The sequence below is a fragment of the Nitrospira sp. Vd2 genome, from assembly GCF_979581665.1.
Genome location: NZ_CEFZSK010000002.1, coordinates 107,912 through 125,290 on the forward strand (window position 1 = coordinate 107,912; position 17,379 = coordinate 125,290).

Here is a 17,379-nt window from a genome sequence, read left to right on the forward strand (position 1 = left end):
GGCTGAGTTTCAGTAGGCAACGGTGAGCACAGGCGTGTAACTTTTCGGTCATCCTCAACCTTAGCTTCAATCTCAACCTCAACGCAAGGGAGTGACACGTGGCAGTTCATCTACGATTGACGAGAGCAGGACGACACAAACGGCCCTTCTACCGGGTGGTGGCGGCCGATTCCCGGATGCCGCGCGACGGCCGGTACCTTGAAGTGCTGGGCACCTACGATGCGCTCAAGAATCCGCCGGTGGCCGAGCTGAAAGCGGACCGGGTGCAGTACTGGCTCACACATGGCGCGCAACCGAGCGTCACCGTCCGTACCGTTCTGAAGCGCGCCGGTCTTCTCACCCCAACGGCGACCAAGAGCTGACGGCCCGTTCGCGTGACTCGTATGGGGAATCCGGTGATGGCGGATCTCGTGGTGATTGGCCGCATCCTCAGGCCCTTTGGGGTGAAGGGGGATGTCCGCGTGCAGTCGCTCACCGATGTGCCGGGGCGCTTCGAATCGCTCAAGCAGGTGACGTTGCTGACGCGATCGGGCCAGTCGGTGGCGACGAAGATCACTCGCCTTCGCAAGGATCACGACTCCTATGTCGTCGGCTTCGATCTCTTTTCCACGCCCGAAGAAGTCGGGAGCTTCCGCGGCGCGCTGATCCAGATACCCGAGGAACCGGTTCCGCCTCTCGGCGAGGACCACTATTACGAGTTTCAGCTCATTGGCCTCACGGTGCAGGATGTGGATGGGCACGTGATCGGAACGCTCGAGGAAATTTTGGAGACGCCGAGCCGGCCGGTCTTCGCCGTCCGAGCCGAGGGGCGAGAGCGACTCATCCCTGGTACCAGACAGGCGGTGTCGTCAATCGACCTCGCGCGCCGGGTGATGGTGGTTCGGCAATCGGCCTTGATGGAAGACGATGATGCGGTGTGATGTCCTGACCCTCTTTCCCGACATGGTGGCTCCCGTGCTCGGGCAAAGCATTCTCAAGCGGGCGCAGGAGAAGGGCCTGCTCGACGTGCGCGTCCACAATCTGCGCGACTATGCCACGGATCGCCACCAAGTAGCCGACGATACGCCGTATGGCGGCGGTGCCGGAATGGTGATGAAGGCGGAGCCCGTCTTCCGAGCCATCGACGCGCTTCGTGCACAGTACGCCGACGAGGCGTCGTTCCGGATCATCATCCCATCGCCCCAGGGTCGGGTGTTGACGCAAGGCATCGCCCGAGAACTGCGAGACGAGCCACGGCGCCTGGTCTTTCTCTGCGGCCACTACGAAGGATTTGACGAGCGCGTTCGTCTCGGCCTGGGCGCGGAAGAGCTGTCGATCGGCGACTATGTCGTGACCGGCGGAGAGCTGCCGGCACTCGTCATCATCGACGCGGCGGCCCGTTTGATTCCCGGCGTCCTCGGCGATCCAACCTCGGCCGAGTACGACTCGTTTTCGGAGCCGCTGCTTGATTATCCTCAGTACACCCGGCCGCCGGAGATTCGGGGACTCACGGTGCCGGACGTGTTGCTGTCCGGCAATCATGAAGCGATTCGCCGATGGCGCCGAAAGGAGGCGTTGCGAACCACGTATCGAAAACGTCCGGAGTTGTTGCAGGATCGGCTTCTGACCGAGGAAGATCGACGATTGTTGGATGAAATTCTAAAGGAAGAGCCGAGAGCGCAGTCTGTGTTGTGCGGAGAGGAGGAGTTGCGACCATGAACCAGTTAGAACGAATCCAACGATCGTTGGCCAAGAAGACGATACCGCCACTTGAAATCGGTGACACCGTGCGTGTGCACGTCAAGGTCGTGGAAGGCGAAAAAGAACGCATCCAGGTGTTCGAAGGCACGGTCATCGCCCGCAAGGGGACACGGAACAGCGAGACCTTTACCGTCCGGAAGCTCTCGTACGGTGTCGGGGTCGAACGAATTTTTCCGGTCCATTCGCCGACGATCGCCCGGATCGACGTCGTCCGCCAAGGCAAAGTTCGGCGCGCCAAACTGTACTATCTCCGCACGAAGAAGGGGAAGATGGCCAAGGTCGGAGAACGAGAGTTCTCGCCCGAGGCCAAGCAGCAGGCCGCGGCGAAGGAGGCGAAAGCCGCAGAACCGGTCGCCGCCGAGCCTGTTCCTGCCGGGACGTGATCTGAAGAGGGTTAGGTCGAGGTGAAGGGCGACAGGGGAAGCGCGTTCCTCTTGTCGCGTAGCCTCAACCTGAACCTTAACCTCAAGCTGCTGCACGCACGTTGTGGAGCCGACCGACTTTTTTGAAGCGGAAGCCCGGCGGTGCGGCTATGACGCGATCGCGGGGTTGGACGAGGCGGGCCGCGGCCCGCTGGCCGGCCCGGTCGTCGCCGGTGTAGTGATTCTGCCTCGTCGCCTCACCCTTCGAGGCCTCAACGATTCGAAGCAAGTTCCAGAGGCCGACCGTGAACGTCTCTACCGAGACATTCTCAAGAAGGCGGTTGCGGTCGGCGTTGGGACGGCCAGCGAGCGTGAGATCGAAACGCTGAACATCTTGCAGGCGACGAGGCTGGCGATGTGCCGGGCGCTCGCCGCATTGAGTGTCTCGCCGGATTTCCTTCTGCTCGATGCCGTGCGCCTTCCCACAGTCCGCCTTCCCCAACGACCGATCATCAAAGGCGATGCGTTTTCCGTGTCGATCGCGGCGGCGTCGATTGTCGCGAAGGTCACTCGTGATCGGCTGATGCACGAATACCACCACCGCTATCCCGATTATAATTTTCGCTCTCATAAAGGTTACGCGACGCCCGAACACTTGCGCCTCCTCGATCGGCATGGGCCTTGTCCGGCGCACCGCCAAACCTTCAGGCCCGTTCTCGCTGTGCAAGACGTCGATCAGTGGGAGATGTTCGAATGACGGACAGCAAGGCGTTCGGGCAACACGCGGAATCGGCGGCGGAGCGGTACCTGCGCCGCCGTGGGTACCGGATCGTCGAACGCAATGCGCGCTCCTCGTATGGTGAATTGGATCTGGTCGCCGAGCACGGCAACATTCTGGTGTTCGTCGAGGTCAAAGCCCGGCGAACGTCGGCGTTCGGCGGCGCCCCCTACGCGGTGGACGGACGCAAACGGGACCGGCTGATTCGGCTCGCCGCCAACTACCTGGCGCAGCGCAAGCTGAAGGAGCGGCTGTGCCGGTTCGACGTCGTCCTGTGCACCGGCGACGGCGATCAGCCGGGGGATATTCAGCATATCGAGAACGCGTTCGAGGTCCCCGGGGACGAACTGCAGTGGTAAGAACCAGCAATGGGCACGGCGGCGCCATGACGACCGCGGAGCCTGGTCCCGCGTGATGATCGAGATCGATCACGTATCCAAGCAGTATGGCGGCCGGCTGGCGCTCATCGACGTCAGTGTGCACATCGGCAAAGGAGAATTCGTCTTGCTGATGGGACCGAGCGGGGCGGGCAAGACGACCCTCTTGAAGTTGCTGTTCGCCGCCGAGCGGGCCGATGAAGGGCAGGTCTTCGTGCAGAACCGCAATGTCGGCCGCATGGGTGCCTCGGAGATTGCCGAGTTCCGGCGGTCGATGGGATTTGTCTTTCAGGATTTCCGGCTGTTGCCGAAGAAGAACGTGTTCGACAACGTCGCGATGCCGCTCGTCGTCCAGGGCGCCTCGTACGCCGAGACGCGGCGCAAGGTGATCGAGGCGCTGAAAGCGGTCGGGGTCGAGCACCGTAAAGAAAGTCGCCCGGCCATGCTGTCGGCCGGTGAACAGCAGCGGGTCTGCATCGCGCGCTCCATTGTCAATGGCCCAACCGTGCTCCTCGCCGATGAACCGACCGGCAACATGGATGCGGCGTTGGCCGCCGACATCATCGACTTGTTCAAGTTGATCAACGCGCGCGGTACGACGGTGGTGATTGCGACCCACAACCGGGAGGTCGCCGAACGGGTGAAGCGCCGCATCATCGTGTTGGACCAAGGGCGGCTGATCTCCGACAGCGGAGGCGGATCTTGAGGCGGCTGAGCTATTTCATCAGCGAGGCGCTCGCCAACATCCGGTTGAACCAGACGACGACGATCGTGGCGGTGGCGACGACGGCCTTCACCATGGTGTGTTTTGGAGTGTTTCTGCTTCTCTATCTCAACCTTCGTGCCGCGACGGCTTCATTGCAGGACGATATTAAGGTGATCCTGTACGTCCAGGACGGTCTTTCACTGGCCGAGTTGTACGAGGTCGAGAAGCAACTCAAGGGGGAACGAGAAGTCGCAGCGGTCGAATATGTCTCCAAAGAGCAGGCGCTCTCGGAGTTCCGGCAAGATTTTCCGGCCGACAGTGTGTTGCTGCAAGGGTTGGGCGAGAACCCGCTGCCGGCGTCGTTCGTTGTGACGATCCGGCCGCAATATCGCTCCTCGGAATCGGTGACACACTGGGTCGAACGAGCGAGAGCGCTGCCCGGCATCACTCAAGTTCAGTACAATCAGGACTGGATCGAGAGTCTGGCGACGGTCGTCCGCTATATCGAGTGGACGGCGATCGCCGTGGGGGCCATCTTATCGGCGGCGGCGACAACGATCATTGCCAGCACGATTCGGTTGGCGCTCTATGCGCGCCGGGACGAAATCGAGATCATGCGCTTGATCGGCGCGACGCCGATCTTCATTCGTGTCCCGTATTTGATCGAGGGGGCGGTCCTCGGAGCTCTGGGAGGCGCGCTGTCCGTGTCTCTCTTGAAAGCCGGATTCGAATTCTTCAAACTTCAGCTCGGGAGCCACGGCCGGCTGTTGGCCGGTCCGTTGTCGTTTGCCTTCTTGCCGCTTCACGTGTCCTTGGCGATGGTCGCCGCGGGATTGACGCTCGGCTCGATCGGCAGCTTTGTCTCGCTGGCGGCGTTCGAGCGGACCCGCTCATGAAACAACGAACGTCCATTGTCCTCTGGCTGCTCTGTGCCGGCGCCCTCCTTGCCCCGATGGCTTTGGCGAAGGACCGGTCCCCGGATCCGATTGCCGAGAAGTTGGAACGCGAGCGGCGTGCGCTGGAGAAGCTCCAACAAGAGATCGAACGAAAAAGGCAGCACGCGCACGAGACGGAAAGGAAGAAGGAGTCGGTGCTCCAGGCGATTCAGGATTTGGACGATGATCTCACGAGCAAGCGGCAGGAACGCGCGGCCATTAGTCGCAAGTTAAAGGAAAAGGATCACGAGATTGAACGCATCACGGCGCAGTTGACTCTCGTCCGCGCGCGATTGGACGACCGCCGCCAGTCGGTCCTGGCCCGCCTCCGGGCTCAGTATATGGAAGGGCGCTATGGCCACCTCGCCGCCCTCCTGACGGCCGACACCTATGAAAGCCTGCAGCGCCGCCTCCGGTATCTTTCCGCAGTATCACAGCGCGAGTATGATTTAGTAGAATCGTATCGCGAAGACGTCGGCCGCTTGGAGCAGATGGAACGGCAGCGCGAGGCTGTCCGAAGCGAGATGCTGGCCTATAAGGCCCATACCGAGCGTCAGTTGACGGAGATTCAGGGCCTCAAACGGCACAAGCGGATCTTTCTCGCAAAGATTACTCAGGAGAAGGAGTCCTATGACCGGGCCGTCGCCGAATTGGAGCGGTCCGCGGCGCGAGTAGACGGCTTGATCAAGGAGATGGAGCAGCGGCGACGGGCCTTCGCCGTCGTGCCGCCGAAGAATGTGGGCGGCGGCCATGTGCTCAAAGGCGCGCTGCATTGGCCGGCCGACGGGGAAGTGGTCTCGTTCTTCGGCCGTCAAAAACATCGCACGTTCGATACCTACGTTCAGCGCAAGGGCATTGAAATCCGAACGGATGAAGGAACAGCCATTCGGGCCGTGATGGCCGGCACGGTCGTGTACGCGGATTGGTTGAAGGGCTACGGACAGGTCGTCATTCTCGACCATGCCAACGGCTTCTTTTCGCTGTACGCCCATGCCTCCAAATTATCGGTGAAGGTTGGCGAGCAGATACCCACCGGCCACGTCATCGGGGAGACCGGGGACACGGGATTTACGGGGGACAGCACGCTATACTTTGAACTTCGAGAGGGTGCGGAGCCGGTTGATCCGCTCATCTGGCTCGCGAAACGTCGTTAGTGGAAAGGAATCGCAGTATGGAACCAGAACGCGCGCGCAAATCCTGGTATGTCGGATCGTTGATCATCGTCGTGGCGTTGACGACGGGGTTCCTGGTCGGCAAAGGCTGGGAGCGCACGGTACAGGCCACCGAGACGTATGAAGAGCTGAAGACGTTCTCCGAGGTCCTGACCCAAATCCAAAAGCATTACGTGGAGGAGGCCAAGGTCAAGGACCTGGTGCAAGGCGCGATTCGCGGCATGCTGTCCACGCTGGACCCGCACTCCGCCTACATGACTCCCGACATGTACAAGGAGATTCAGGTCGAGACCAAGGGGGAGTTTGGCGGGGTCGGGATTCAGATCGGCATCAAGGACAACCGGCTGGCGGTGATCGCGCCCATCGAAGGGACGCCGGCCCAGAAGGCCGGCATCAAGGCCGGGGACTTCATTACCAAGGTCAACGACGAAGCGACCAAGGACCTCACGCTGATGGAAGCGGTCCAGAAGATGCGGGGCGTGAAAGGGACCAAGGTCAACTTGACCATCCAGCGTGACGGGGTGGCGGATCCCCTCGTCTTTACGTTGACCCGCGATACCATTCGCATCGAAAGCGTGCGCTCGCGGCTCATCGATAACTCCATCGGGTACGTGCGGCTGACCCAGTTCCAGGAGCAGACGGGCAAGGATCTGGGCAAGGCGTTGAAGCAGTTCCGCGAGCAGAAAGTCAGCGGCGTCGTCCTCGATCTTCGGAACAATCCAGGCGGTCTGCTGACCTCCGCCGTCGAGGTGTCGGAGCAGTTCGTGCCCGCCGGCAAGCTGATCGTGTCGATCAAGGGGCGTGACGGGAAGAAAGATGAGTACTTCTCTCGCTCGAAGGATCAGATCGAGGACCATCCGATGATCGTCCTCGTCAACGAAGGTTCGGCGAGCGCGTCAGAAATCGTCGCGGGCGCCATGCAGGACTGGGGGCGAGCGGTGGTTGTCGGGACGACGTCCTTCGGAAAAGGCTCGGTTCAGACGATTTTGCCGCTCGGCGACGGATCGGGCCTGCGGCTGACGACGGCGAAATACTACACGCCGAAGGGACGGTCGATCCAATCGACCGGCATCACGCCGGACATCGTCGTGAAGGTGCCGACCACGACGGCCAAAGCCGGCGAGAAGGACAAAGAAAAGGATAAAGATAAGGAAGCGGCCGCGAAACCCAAGGAGCCCGCTCCTCCCGCTCAAACGAAACCGGACGATCAGACGCCGAAGAGCAACGGGGCGACCGCCGAGCCGCTGGGCGAAGGGCCGCTGGAGGAGGATCCGCAACTCCAGAAGGCGGTCGAGTTGCTGAAGACGTGGAAGATCTTCAAAGATCTGCGGCCGATTTAAGAGAGCAGGTTGAGGTCAACGCTCAGGCTGAGGGACATCCGAAGTCGGAGCCTTGATCTCGCCACGGAGTTTCTGAATTGCCACCAACAATTCTTCCTCGGGGGCCGTCACGCCGGGGAGGGTTCGCAGCAGATGGGACCGAACCAGGCTTTCGAGATCCTCCAGGCTCCGAATGCCGAGCCGAAAGTACAATTCCTGCACCGCCGGTTCGCTCAACCCCGGGAGCGAGAGCCAGTCGGCAATCTCGGGTGGCAGGGGCCGCCGAAGCTGCTCATAGGTGTGAATCGTTCCCGTCTTGAGAAACTCTTCGATTTTCGCCGCCAGATCCTTTCCGATTCGCTGGATCGCGCGTAGTTCGCCGCGCACGGCGACTGTCGCGATGTCATCCGATAGAGAGCGAATCATGTCAGCCGCGCGGCGGTACGCGCGAATGCGATGTGGATTGTCTCGTCTGGCTTCCAACTGATTGGCGATCGACTGAAGCAGGGAGGCCAGTTGCTGATTCGTGGTCGGCATGAACGCCTTTACGTCCTCGTATCGTAGCGGTCCTGTCCTTCTCCGTCTAGGTCCTTCGAGCCGAGCGATCGTCCAAGCGGTTCATTGACAAGCATTTGAAGCGTCTCATAGGATGACCGAGTGCCGGATCCCATGCAGATTCAGGTGAACGGGCAACCCCAGGCGGTGGCGGATGGTTCGACGGTTGCCGATTTGCTGAAGGTCTTGGACGTGCGGTCGGAGCATGTCGCAGTGGAACTTAATCTTCAGATCCTCGACCGCGCGGACTTTACTCGGCGCAAACTGGAGAATGGGGACCGAGTCGAGATCATCAGCTTCATCGGCGGAGGAACGGGGGGAGAGGACGAGAAGGGTATCGTTTGTACTCGCGCACCGCGCACGCGAAGACGGTGCTCGGTGGACGCGCGCAGTGAACGATCCCCTTCTCATCCTCTCTTGAGGGAGCTTAGAGGGGTGAACCATGGAATTGAATGGACAGAGTGATCGGCTCGTGATTGCGGGGCGCGAGTTCAAGTCCCGGCTGTGGGTGGGGACCGGCAAATACAAGGATTTCGTCGAGACCAAGAAAGCGATTGAGGCGTCCGGCGCCGATGTGGTCACCGTGGCGGTGCGGCGCGTCAACATTACCGATCGGTCGAAGGAGAATCTACTCGATTACATCGATCCGAAGAAGTACACGATCCTGCCGAACACGGCCGGCTGCTATACGGTCGAGGATGCGCTCCGGTACGCGCGGCTTGCGCGCGCGGCGGGCATCTCGGATCTCGTCAAGCTCGAGGTGATCGGGGATGAGCGGACGCTGTTTCCCGATACGGCGGGCCTCATCGAGGCGGCGAAGATTTTGGTCAAGGAAGGGTTCGTCGTGCTGCCGTACACGAACGACGATCCGATCGTCGCGAAGAAATTGGTCGATATCGGTTGTCCGGCGGTGATGCCGCTGGCCGCGCCGATCGGCTCCGGCCTGGGCATTCGGAATCCGTACAATCTTAAAATCATCCTGGAGACCGTCAACGTGCCCATCATCGTCGATGCCGGGGTCGGCACGGCGTCCGATGCGGCACTGGCGATGGAATACGGGGCGGATGCCGTCTTGATGAACACGGCGATTGCGGGCGCCAAAGATCCGATCATGATGGCCGAGGCGATGAAGTACGCGGTCGATGCCGGCCGGTTGGCGTACAAAGCGGGTCGCATCCCGAGAAAGTTGTATGCGACCGCGAGCAGCCCGATCGAGGGCATGCTGTAGGAAGTGCTGAGTTGCGAGTGCTGAGCGGCTGAGTTCAAGAAGGAGCGACTGAAATGCTGGAAGAACAGGGAATCATCAGGGGTACGGATTCTGATGCCGGTCGTATCCTTCACCTTCTCAGCACTCAGCACTCATGACTCAGCATTCGTCACTCCCCTTCCATGTCCGTTGACTTCCGCGTGTACTTGGTGACCGATCGCACGCAGACCGGCGGGCGTCCTCTCGCCTCGGTCGTCGAAGACGCCCTCAAGGCGGGACTCAGGGCCGTGCAGGTGCGTGAGAAGGATGTGACCACCCGAGAATTGTTGGCGCTCGCATCCGCGCTTCTCACCTGTTGTCGGCGATACGGCGCGCGTCTGTTCATCAATGATCGAATCGATGTCGTTCTCGCGATCGGTGCGGACGGCGTCCATCTGCGTGCGGACAGCGTTCCCATTTCCGTCGCACGACGGCTGCTGGGCCGCGATCGACTGATCGGCGCGTCGACGCACTCGGTGGAAGACGCGATCGACGCGGCGGATGCAGGAGCCGATTTCGTGGTGCTCGGACCGCTTTACGACACGCCATCCAAACGAGCGTTCGGCGCCCCGCTCGGTCTCGATCCTCTTAGGGAGGCGGCATCGCGTTGTTCGATCCCCGTCTTCGGCATCGGCGGCATCGACGAAACGCGTGCGAAGGCCGTGCGACGGGCCGGCGGGTTTGGCGTGGCGGTGATCTCATCGATTCTCACTGCAGGAGATGTCGGGCAGGCGACCTGCGCGCTCGACCGAGCGGTGTCATCTACTTAGTTCGCCGGTCCGTCCGCTGCCGAAGCGATGAAGAGACGAGTGATGAAGGCCGCGCGTAGTTGACCCTTCTTGAGAGTCGATGATAAGATTTGCTCAAGTTGAGCGCCGATTCAACACATCTGCGTGATCGGGAGAACGTCCCATGGCCGATTCCAAGCGGAGTGCGGGCCGGCTCAGCTCCCTCCGTGACTCTGTCAAAAAAATCACTCAATGCCTCTCAGACGGAGATGTAAACGCCGTGAAAAAGAGTGACGAGCAGGCGCGCGAGATCGAAAAGCTCCATATTCAAATCCAATCCATGCAAGAAGAGCTGCGACAGCTCTATCACTCACGCTCCCAACTCGATCAAGCCCACAAGCAAAACGAAAAGTTGACCGCGACGCTCCAGGAAGCCAAGTCTCAGATTCAAGCGTTACGCGCGGAAGTGGAAAAGCTGACCGCGCCGCCGTCGACCTATGCGATCTTCTCGGCGATGAACGAGGACAAAACGGCGACGATCTATGTCGGCGGACGCAAGATGAAGGTCAACCTGCATCCGTCCATCAAGCCGCAGGAGTTGCGCAAGGGACAGGAAGTCATTTTGAACGAAGCGTTCAACGTCATCGAGAGCCGCGGGTTCGACGGTCAGGGAGAAGTCGTTCGACTGAAAGATCTCCTCGAGAACAACCGCGCCTTGGTCTCGCTCCATTTCGATGAAGAAAAAGTCGCGGAGTTGGCGGAGCCGCTGGTTTCCCAGCGGTTAAGCGTGGGCGACCATCTCCTCTACGACGCGCGCTCGGGCTATGTCATCGAGAAGCTGCCGAAGTCCGAGGCCGAGGAACTCGTGCTCGAGGAAGTTCCCGACGTTGACTACGAGCACATCGGCGGCCTGGGCAAAGAGATCGAACAGGTCCGCGATGCGGTCGAGTTGCCGTTCCTGTACCCCGACCTGTTCGCCGAACACAAATTGAGCCCACCGAAGGGCGTCTTGTTGTACGGCCCACCCGGCTGCGGCAAAACGTTGATCGCCAAGGCCGTCGCCAACTCGATCGCCAAGAAGCTCAAGCACCTGACGGGGAAGGAAATGCGAAGTTTCTTCCTGCACGTCAAAGGGCCGGAGCTGCTGAACAAGTATGTGGGCGAATCCGAACGGCAGGTCCGCGAGGTCTTCAAGAAGGCCAAGGAACGGGCGGTCGAGGGCAATCCGGTGATCGTGTTCTTCGACGAGATGGACGCGCTCTTCCGGACGCGAGGAACCGGAATCTCGTCGGACATCGAGTCGACGATCGTTCCACAGTTCCTGTCGGAAATCGACGGCGTGGAGCGGTTGCGCAACGTCATCGTGATCGGTGCGAGCAACCGGCAGGACTTGATCGACCCGGCGGTCCTGCGCGCTGGCCGGCTCGACGTCAAGATCAAAATCTCGCGACCGGACATGAATGCGGCGCGTGAGATCTTCTCCAAATATCTGTCCGTCGATCTTCCGTTTGCCGATGATGAAGTCACGCGCCATGGCGGCGACCGGCACACGATGGTCGATCATCTCATCGGCTTGACGGTGGAAGGGATGTATGCGACCTCGGAGGAAAACAAGTTCCTGGAAGTGACCTACGCGAACGGCGAGAAGGAAACCCTGTACTTCAAAGATTTCGCGAGCGGCGCGTTGATCGAAGGCATCGTCTCGCGCGCGAAAAAATATGCGATCAAGCGGGCGATCGCCAAGGAAGGAAAAGGCATCCGGGCGGACGACCTCATGCGGGCGGTCCGCGAAGAGTTCAAAGAGCACGAAGACCTGCCGAATACGACCAATCCGGACGACTGGGCGAAGATCGCCGGCAAGAAGGGTGAAAAGATCATCCATGTGCGGACGATCACGGCCGGGTCGACGGAATCACGACAGATCGAGACGATTACGACCGGTCATTACTTCTGAGCGTGCACCAAGTCGGAGGAGGAGTGGCATTGCAGCGTGTGTTGGGAACCGAAACAGAATTCGGCATCGCCGCCCGGGATAGTGAGTCGGTCGATCCCGTTTCGAATTCCATTCAACTAATCGGATACTATCCCTCCCTTCCGTCCCCGCAGGCCCTGTGGGACTACGAAAATGAAAACCCGCTGCTCGATATCCGGGGGTTTGAAGCGGAAGGCGAGCGGGAGCGCCCGGGGCCGGACTACAATCGCCTCCTGAACAAAGTCCTCGCCAACGGCGGTCGCCTCTACGTCGACGGTGCCCATCCCGAATACTCGACCCCGGAGTGCACGAACCCGCGCGAACTCGTCGCCTTTGAGCGTGCCGGGGAGCGCATCGCGGCCGAGTGCTTGCGTGCCATGGCGAAAGCTCGTGGCGGCTCACAGTTCGTGCTCTACAAGAACAACACCGACGGAAAGGGTAACAGCTACGGCTATCACGAAAACTATCTGTTGTCGCGGTCGGTCTCGTTCGACCGGATCGTCCGCGCGTTGGTGCCGTTTTTCATCACCAGGCAAATCTATGCGGGCGCCGGAAAGGTGGGCGCCGAGAACCAGACGTCGGCAACCCAGTACCAATTGTCCCAGCGGGCCGATTTCTTCGAATGCCTAGTCGATCTCAACACGATGGTGAAGCGGCCCATCATCAATACCCGTGACGAACCGCATGCCGATCCTGCCAAATATCGCCGGTTCCACGTGATCGTCGGCGACGCGAACATGGCGGAGTTGTCCACGTATTTGAAACTCGGCACCACGTCCCTCGTACTCGACGTGCTCGAAGCCGGGGCGGAGCTCCCCGCGATCGACCTTGACGATCCGGTCAAGACGATCAAGGACATCTCGCGGGACCTGTCGGTGAAACAATCGCTCAAGGTGAACGGCGGTGGCGTGACAACGGCGATCGAGGTCCAGCGCGCTTACCTCAAGGCGGCGCTCGATTTCTATGCCTGTCACGAACTGAATCAGGTGACAAAGGACGTGCTCGTGCGGTGGGAAGAGGTTTTGGATAAGCTGGAGCAGGATCCGATGCAGCTGGTCCGCGACCTCGATTGGGTGGCGAAGCGGCACATGATCGAGTCGTACATGGACCGAAAAAGCTGTGGATGGGACGATCCGCGCGTGGCTCTGCTGGATCTGCAGTATCACGACATCCGGCCGGAAAAGGGACTCTACTATACCCTCGAGCGCAGTAACCTGATCGATCGTCTCCTCCAAGACAGCGACATCGCCAAAGCCGAGCAGCAGCCGCCCACCGGGACCCGCGCCTATTTCCGCGGACAATGTCTGAAAAAATTCAGAAGCGAGATTTACGCGGCCAGCTGGACGTCCGTCCTGTTCGATGTCGGCAATACGACGATCAAGAAAATTCCTCTGATGGAACCCCTGCGCGGCACAGAGTCGCTGACCCGTGAGCTGTTGGAGGGATCCGATTCCGCCGAGTCATTGCTCGCCAAGCTCACTGCGTAGTATCCTCCCGCGACCGGTGCTCTGCCGGTTGATGCTCATGCGCGGTGATCGTGCCTCCCGCGTCCATGGATAACCAAGGAGTAGAATGAGACCACGCACAACCTTCTATGACGATGAGGGCCCGAGCTTTTTCGATTATCTGCTCCGTCACCGCCCCGATTTGGTCCCACCGGCGCGCACCTGGGAACCGTCGAGCCAGGCACCGGCGGGGCAGCACGCCACGACGCTTCCACCAGCCCCCCACGGCACGACGGTTCTCGCCCTGAAACATCGCGACGGCGTTGTTATTGCCGGAGACCGCCGGGCGACCGAAGGGTTCCAGATCGCGGGACGGCAAATGGAGAAGGTCTTCAAGATCGATGAGCATTCGGCGATGGCGATCGCCGGGACGGCGGGACCAGCCATCGAGATGGTCAAACTCTTCCAAACGGAGCTCGAGCACTACGAAAAGCTGGAAGGCGTCCAGCTCTCTTACGAAGGGAAAGCGAATAAGCTCGGGCAGATGATCAAGGCGAATCTCCCGATGGTCTTCCATGGCCTGATCGTCATTCCGATTTACGTCGGCTACGATCATCGGCGGACGGAAGGCCGCATCTTCAAGTACGACATCACCGGCGGCCGATACGAGGAGTCGGAGTACCATGCGGTGGGATCCGGCGGGAAGGACGCCCGCAATACCATGCGGGAACACTATCGGCGCAACTTGCCGGAGGAAGAGGCGCTGAAGATCGCGCTGCTGGCCTTGTACAATGCCGCCGAAGAGGATGTCGGGACGGGCGGGCCCGATTTGATCCGCGGCATTTATCCGACGGCCAAAGTGGTCAGCGCGGCGGGAATCGCCGAGATCGACGATCAGCGCATCGCGGCCTTGTACACTTCGCTCATCGCGGAACGGAAAAAGGAGTCATAAGATGGCGCTGCCCTACTACGTGTCGCCTGAACAGGTGATGCAGGACAAGGCCGAGTATGCCAAGAAAGGCATCGCCAAGGGCCGATCGATCATCGCGATGGAATACCAAGACGGCATTCTGCTCGTGGCGGATAACCCGAGTTCCTCGCTCTACAAAGTCTCGGAGATCTACGACAACATCGCCTTCTCAGGCGCCGGCAAGTACAGTGAGTTTGAGAATTTGCGGAAGGCCGGCATTCGCCATGCCGATCTGAAAGGCTTCATGTACAGCCGTGAGGACGTGACCGCACGGTCGCTCGCGAACGGCTACTCGCAGACACTCGGGACCATCTTCAGCCAAGAGCTCAAGCCGTTGGAAGTCGAGATTCTGGTGGTTCAAGTCGGCGAAGCCGGTCATCCGAATGAAATGTACCGGATCTCCTTCGACGGCAGCATCTTCGACGAACGGGGCTTCGCGGCGATCGGCGGACGGTCCGAGGCGTTGCAGGTCTTCCTCAAGGAGCGCTACAAGAACGACGGCCCGTCGCTGAAAACTGCCCTGTCGTTGTGCACGGCGGCGCTCGAGAACATCACCAACCAAAAGATGACGGCCGAAGGCTTGGAAATCGCGGTCCTCGATCGCACGCGGACCGGCCGAAAATTCCGACGTCTCTCTCACGCTGAGTCCCGCCAAATCCTCTCCTGACGGCGCGAAGTGGCCCGCGCGGTTGAAGAATCAGGGGCTCCGGTGTATGGTGAACGAGGTTCATCACTGGACTCTTCCATCGTGAAGACGCGCATTTTTGGCCTCGAGAACGAATACGGACTGATCTTTTCGCCCAATGGGCGTATCTACCTACCGATGGAGAAGGTCCTCGGATATATCTTCGAGGGCTTGATCCCGAATAGTTGGCCTTCCAATGCCTTTCTGGTGAACGGCGCACGATTTTATCAGGACACCGGGTGCCACCCGGAGTATTCGACGCCCGAATGCGACAACATCATCGACCTCGTCGTCCATGACAAGGCCGGGGAACGCCTCTTGGAAGCCTGCTTGCCGGCGGCCGAGGAGCGGTTGCGGGAGGAAGGGCTCTCGGGGGAGATCTATATTTTCAAGAACAATACCGACTCGCTTGGGAACACGTACGGCTGTCACGAAAATTACCTCATGCGCCGCGATGTGGACTTCTGGAAGGTGACGGAGCAACTGATTCCGTTTTTCGTGACCCGCCAGGTCTATTCCGGCTCGGGCAAAGTGCTGAAGGTCTCCGGGAAGCCGCAATTTTTTATCTCGCAGCGCGCGCAGCACATCCATGAGAAGACGTCCTCCTCGACGACGTCGTCCCGCAGCATCATCAACACCCGAGATGAGCCGCACGCCGATGCCGAGAAATATCGCCGTCTGCACATCATCGTCGGCGACTCGAACATGTCGGAATACGCCACATATCTGAAGGTCGGCACCGCGGCGTTGGTGCTCTCGATGATCGAGGAAGGCTATACCGTCACGGGGATGGAGCTGGAAGACCCGGTCAAGGCCATCCGGGAAGTGTCCCGCGATCCGACGCTCAAGAAAAAGGTCAAGCTCGACGATGGTCGTCAACTGAGCGGGATCGAGATTCAGCGCGTGTATCTGGAGCGGGCGCACGACTATTTGAGCATCGAGCCGCACGATCCGGTGCTCGACGACGTGTTGCACAAATGGAGCTATGTGCTCGACAGGCTGGAAGACGACCCGTCGGCGTTGACGCGCGAGGTGGATTGGATCGCCAAGCGGCACTTGATCCAGTCGTACGTCGAGAAGAAGGGGTGCGGCTGGGACGACCCCCGCGTGTTCCTCATGGACCTCCAGTACCACGACGTGAAACGAACCCGTGGGTTATACTATTTAATGGAGGCGCGTGATATGGTCGAGCGGATCGTCGATGAAGACGCGATTCAGCGCGCCATGTCCGTTCCGCCACAAACCACGCGCGCGAAAGTCCGTGGTGACTTCATCCGGTTTGCCCGCGCGAAGAATCGGTCTTATACCGTGGATTGGACCTATCTCAAATTGAACGGCTATTGGGAAGAGACGATCCTGTGCATGGATCCGTTCAGCAGCGTCAACCGACGTGTTGAAGAACTGGTGGCCCAGGTCGCCGGCCCCCGGTTCTATCGATAGGTTCCTCATGGACACGCCCTCCTCTGCGCCATCCCGGAGGCTTGATCGTCTGGCGATCATGGCGGTCGTCCTCCTCGCGAGCATCTTTCCCGTCGATCTGTTGACGAGCGCCCCTCCGGAACCACGCGGGGCCGACGGTCAGTTCAGCGGCAAACAGGGCGAAGTGCTCCTCGTTCGTGTTCCGGCTGACGGCCAGACGACTGCCGTCAGTGGCCGGTTCTTATCCCGGCAGATCCCGTTCTTCTTGGACGACGGAGATGCCCGGCGGTCCTACATTGGACTGGTGGGGATCGATTTGGAAGACGCACCCGGGACGCACGAATTGGCGCTCGATATCGTCTCGCCGAGCGGGCATCGCAAGCTCAGCTACAACGTCCTAGTGATGAAGGCGAAGTATCCCGTTCAGCATCTGACCCTGCCGAAAGACAAGGTCGACCTCGATGAAGACAGTCTCGTGCGCGTGAAGGCTGAGCAAGAGCAGGTGCGCCTCGTGCTGAATGCGGTGACTGACCAGCGGCTGTGGCGTGATCTCTTCCTGCAACCCCTGCAAGGCCCGGTCACTGGCGCCTTCGGCCGATCGCGTGTGATCAACGGGCAATCACGCAATCCACACAACGGCGAGGATATTGCCGCTCCCATGGGGGCCGAAGTGCTTGCCATGAACGACGGGATTGTCCGACTGACCGTCGATCACTTCTTCTCAGGCAAGGGCATCTTCATCGATCACGGCCTCGGCCTCTACTCGATGTATTTTCACCTATCGGAGGTCCTCGTCCGGGACGGACAAGCGGTCAAGCGCGGCGAGGTGATCGGCAAGGTGGGTGCGTCGGGCCGAGCGTCGGGTCCTCATCTGCACTGGGGCGTTCGTGTCAACGGCGCGCGCGTGGATCCCTTCTCCCTGATCAAGCTGTCCCTCAACCACCGTCAACCCCTCCAATAGCGTTCGCCC

The 17,379-nt window shown here is 60.3% G+C and carries 20 protein-coding genes; 19 read left to right on the forward strand and 1 reads right to left on the reverse strand.

Translation table 11 applies throughout. The features are described from left to right. Positions 1–98: 98 nt before the first annotated feature. From rpsP to AC1U7K_RS01335, 10 genes are all read left to right on the forward strand, one after another. Positions 99–362: a 30S ribosomal protein S16 gene (gene rpsP, locus AC1U7K_RS01290; protein ID WP_480249009.1), complete on the forward strand. Its 264-nt coding sequence runs from the start codon at positions 99–101 to the stop codon at positions 360–362. Between the two features lie 21 nt (positions 363–383). Then, positions 384–920, forward strand: coding sequence for a ribosome maturation factor RimM (gene rimM, locus AC1U7K_RS01295; protein ID WP_480249010.1), 537 nt, complete (start codon positions 384–386; stop codon positions 918–920). After that, positions 907–1,698, forward strand: a complete 792-nt coding sequence (gene trmD / locus AC1U7K_RS01300) for a tRNA (guanosine(37)-N1)-methyltransferase TrmD (protein WP_480249011.1) — start codon at positions 907–909, stop codon at positions 1,696–1,698. The genes rimM and trmD overlap by 14 nt, the downstream gene beginning before the upstream one ends. After that, a complete protein-coding gene (gene rplS, locus AC1U7K_RS01305) occupies positions 1,695–2,123 on the forward strand; it encodes a 50S ribosomal protein L19 (RefSeq protein ID WP_480249012.1) in 429 nt (142 codons plus the stop codon). The genes trmD and rplS overlap by 4 nt, the downstream gene beginning before the upstream one ends. Before the next feature lie 103 nt (positions 2,124–2,226). Beyond that, positions 2,227–2,859, forward strand: a complete 633-nt coding sequence (locus tag AC1U7K_RS01310) for a ribonuclease HII (protein WP_480249013.1) — start codon at positions 2,227–2,229, stop codon at positions 2,857–2,859. Further along, positions 2,856–3,239 carry a YraN family protein gene (locus AC1U7K_RS01315; protein ID WP_480249014.1) on the forward strand — a complete coding sequence of 128 codons (384 nt, stop codon included), beginning with the start codon at positions 2,856–2,858 and terminating at the stop codon, positions 3,237–3,239. The genes AC1U7K_RS01310 and AC1U7K_RS01315 overlap by 4 nt, the downstream gene beginning before the upstream one ends. A gap of 55 nt (positions 3,240–3,294) precedes the next feature. Beyond that, a complete protein-coding gene (ftsE, locus tag AC1U7K_RS01320; protein WP_480249015.1) occupies positions 3,295–3,963 on the forward strand; it encodes a cell division ATP-binding protein FtsE in 669 nt (222 codons plus the stop codon). Continuing rightward, on the forward strand, positions 3,960–4,859 hold the full coding sequence (locus AC1U7K_RS01325; RefSeq protein WP_480249016.1) for a cell division protein FtsX: 900 nt from the start codon (positions 3,960–3,962) through the stop codon (positions 4,857–4,859). The genes ftsE and AC1U7K_RS01325 overlap by 4 nt, the downstream gene beginning before the upstream one ends. Next, positions 4,856–6,052: a murein hydrolase activator EnvC family protein gene (locus AC1U7K_RS01330; RefSeq protein WP_480249017.1), complete on the forward strand. Its 1,197-nt coding sequence runs from the start codon at positions 4,856–4,858 to the stop codon at positions 6,050–6,052. The genes AC1U7K_RS01325 and AC1U7K_RS01330 overlap by 4 nt, the downstream gene beginning before the upstream one ends. Before the next feature lie 17 nt (positions 6,053–6,069). Then, positions 6,070–7,410 (forward strand): S41 family peptidase, encoded by a 1,341-nt coding sequence (locus AC1U7K_RS01335; RefSeq protein WP_480249018.1) that lies wholly within the window; start codon positions 6,070–6,072, stop codon positions 7,408–7,410. A gap of 15 nt (positions 7,411–7,425) precedes the next feature. Here AC1U7K_RS01335 and AC1U7K_RS01340 read toward each other — a convergent pair whose 3' ends face one another. Then, positions 7,426–7,926: a histidinol-phosphatase gene (locus tag AC1U7K_RS01340; protein ID WP_480249019.1), complete on the reverse strand. Its 501-nt coding sequence runs from the start codon at positions 7,924–7,926 to the stop codon at positions 7,426–7,428. Between the two features lie 132 nt (positions 7,927–8,058). Here AC1U7K_RS01340 and thiS point away from each other — a divergent pair, with 132 nt between their 5' ends. The 9 genes from thiS to AC1U7K_RS01385 all read left to right on the forward strand — a co-directional run bounded on the left by thiS (position 8,059) and on the right by AC1U7K_RS01385 (position 17,370). Then, on the forward strand, positions 8,059–8,409 hold the full coding sequence (gene thiS / locus AC1U7K_RS01345; protein WP_480249040.1) for a sulfur carrier protein ThiS: 351 nt from the start codon (positions 8,059–8,061) through the stop codon (positions 8,407–8,409). Then, entirely contained in the window at positions 8,387–9,172 is a 786-nt protein-coding gene (locus AC1U7K_RS01350; protein WP_480249020.1) for a thiazole synthase, read from the forward strand. Before thiS ends, AC1U7K_RS01350 begins: the two co-directional genes overlap by 23 nt. 161 nt (positions 9,173–9,333) lie before the next feature. Beyond that, positions 9,334–9,960 (forward strand): thiamine phosphate synthase, encoded by a 627-nt coding sequence (gene thiE / locus AC1U7K_RS01355; RefSeq protein WP_480249021.1) that lies wholly within the window; start codon positions 9,334–9,336, stop codon positions 9,958–9,960. Positions 9,961–10,102: 142 nt separating this feature from the next. Next, the gene (gene arc, locus AC1U7K_RS01360; RefSeq protein WP_480249022.1) at positions 10,103–11,872 is read left to right on the forward strand and encodes a proteasome ATPase; all 1,770 of its coding nucleotides are present in this window, start codon (positions 10,103–10,105) and stop codon (positions 11,870–11,872) included. A gap of 23 nt (positions 11,873–11,895) precedes the next feature. Next, positions 11,896–13,377, forward strand: coding sequence for a depupylase/deamidase Dop (gene dop, locus AC1U7K_RS01365; RefSeq protein ID WP_480249023.1), 1,482 nt, complete (start codon positions 11,896–11,898; stop codon positions 13,375–13,377). An 85-nt stretch (positions 13,378–13,462) separates the two neighbouring features. Continuing rightward, a complete protein-coding gene (gene prcB / locus AC1U7K_RS01370) occupies positions 13,463–14,287 on the forward strand; it encodes a proteasome subunit beta (RefSeq protein WP_480249024.1) in 825 nt (274 codons plus the stop codon). A gap of 1 nt (position 14,288) precedes the next feature. Beyond that, positions 14,289–14,972 carry a proteasome subunit alpha gene (gene prcA, locus AC1U7K_RS01375; RefSeq protein WP_480249025.1) on the forward strand — a complete coding sequence of 228 codons (684 nt, stop codon included), beginning with the start codon at positions 14,289–14,291 and terminating at the stop codon, positions 14,970–14,972. Between the two features lie 81 nt (positions 14,973–15,053). Further along, complete coding sequence (gene pafA, locus AC1U7K_RS01380; protein ID WP_480249026.1) at positions 15,054–16,430, forward strand: Pup--protein ligase; 1,377 nt, start codon at positions 15,054–15,056, stop codon at positions 16,428–16,430. A gap of 58 nt (positions 16,431–16,488) precedes the next feature. Continuing rightward, positions 16,489–17,370 carry a M23 family metallopeptidase gene (locus tag AC1U7K_RS01385; RefSeq protein WP_480249027.1) on the forward strand — a complete coding sequence of 294 codons (882 nt, stop codon included), beginning with the start codon at positions 16,489–16,491 and terminating at the stop codon, positions 17,368–17,370. Positions 17,371–17,379: the final 9 nt, after the last annotated feature.

Excerpts from the sequence above, each read along its gene's own strand:
- thiE (WP_480249021.1), top strand. The coding sequence starts at position 9,334 with ATGTCCGTTGACTTCCGCGTGTACTTGGTGACCGATCGCACGCAGACC.
- AC1U7K_RS01315 (WP_480249014.1), top strand. The coding sequence starts at position 2,856 with ATGACGGACAGCAAGGCGTTCGGGCAACACGCGGAATCGGCGGCGGAG.
- thiS (WP_480249040.1), top strand. The coding sequence starts at position 8,059 with ATGCAGATTCAGGTGAACGGGCAACCCCAGGCGGTGGCGGATGGTTCG.
- prcA (WP_480249025.1), top strand. The coding sequence starts at position 14,289 with ATGGCGCTGCCCTACTACGTGTCGCCTGAACAGGTGATGCAGGACAAG.
- AC1U7K_RS01340 (WP_480249019.1), bottom strand. The coding sequence starts at position 7,926 with ATGCCGACCACGAATCAGCAACTGGCCTCCCTGCTTCAGTCGATCGCC.
- AC1U7K_RS01335 (WP_480249018.1), top strand. The coding sequence starts at position 6,070 with ATGGAACCAGAACGCGCGCGCAAATCCTGGTATGTCGGATCGTTGATC.
- AC1U7K_RS01330 (WP_480249017.1), top strand. The coding sequence starts at position 4,856 with ATGAAACAACGAACGTCCATTGTCCTCTGGCTGCTCTGTGCCGGCGCC.
- AC1U7K_RS01350 (WP_480249020.1), top strand. The coding sequence starts at position 8,387 with ATGGAATTGAATGGACAGAGTGATCGGCTCGTGATTGCGGGGCGCGAG.
- rplS (WP_480249012.1), top strand. The coding sequence starts at position 1,695 with ATGAACCAGTTAGAACGAATCCAACGATCGTTGGCCAAGAAGACGATA.
- trmD (WP_480249011.1), top strand. The coding sequence starts at position 907 with ATGATGCGGTGTGATGTCCTGACCCTCTTTCCCGACATGGTGGCTCCC.
- ftsE (WP_480249015.1), top strand. The coding sequence starts at position 3,295 with ATGATCGAGATCGATCACGTATCCAAGCAGTATGGCGGCCGGCTGGCG.
- rimM (WP_480249010.1), top strand. The coding sequence starts at position 384 with ATGGGGAATCCGGTGATGGCGGATCTCGTGGTGATTGGCCGCATCCTC.
- prcB (WP_480249024.1), top strand. The coding sequence starts at position 13,463 with ATGAGACCACGCACAACCTTCTATGACGATGAGGGCCCGAGCTTTTTC.
- arc (WP_480249022.1), top strand. The coding sequence starts at position 10,103 with ATGGCCGATTCCAAGCGGAGTGCGGGCCGGCTCAGCTCCCTCCGTGAC.
- AC1U7K_RS01385 (WP_480249027.1), top strand. The coding sequence starts at position 16,489 with ATGGCGGTCGTCCTCCTCGCGAGCATCTTTCCCGTCGATCTGTTGACG.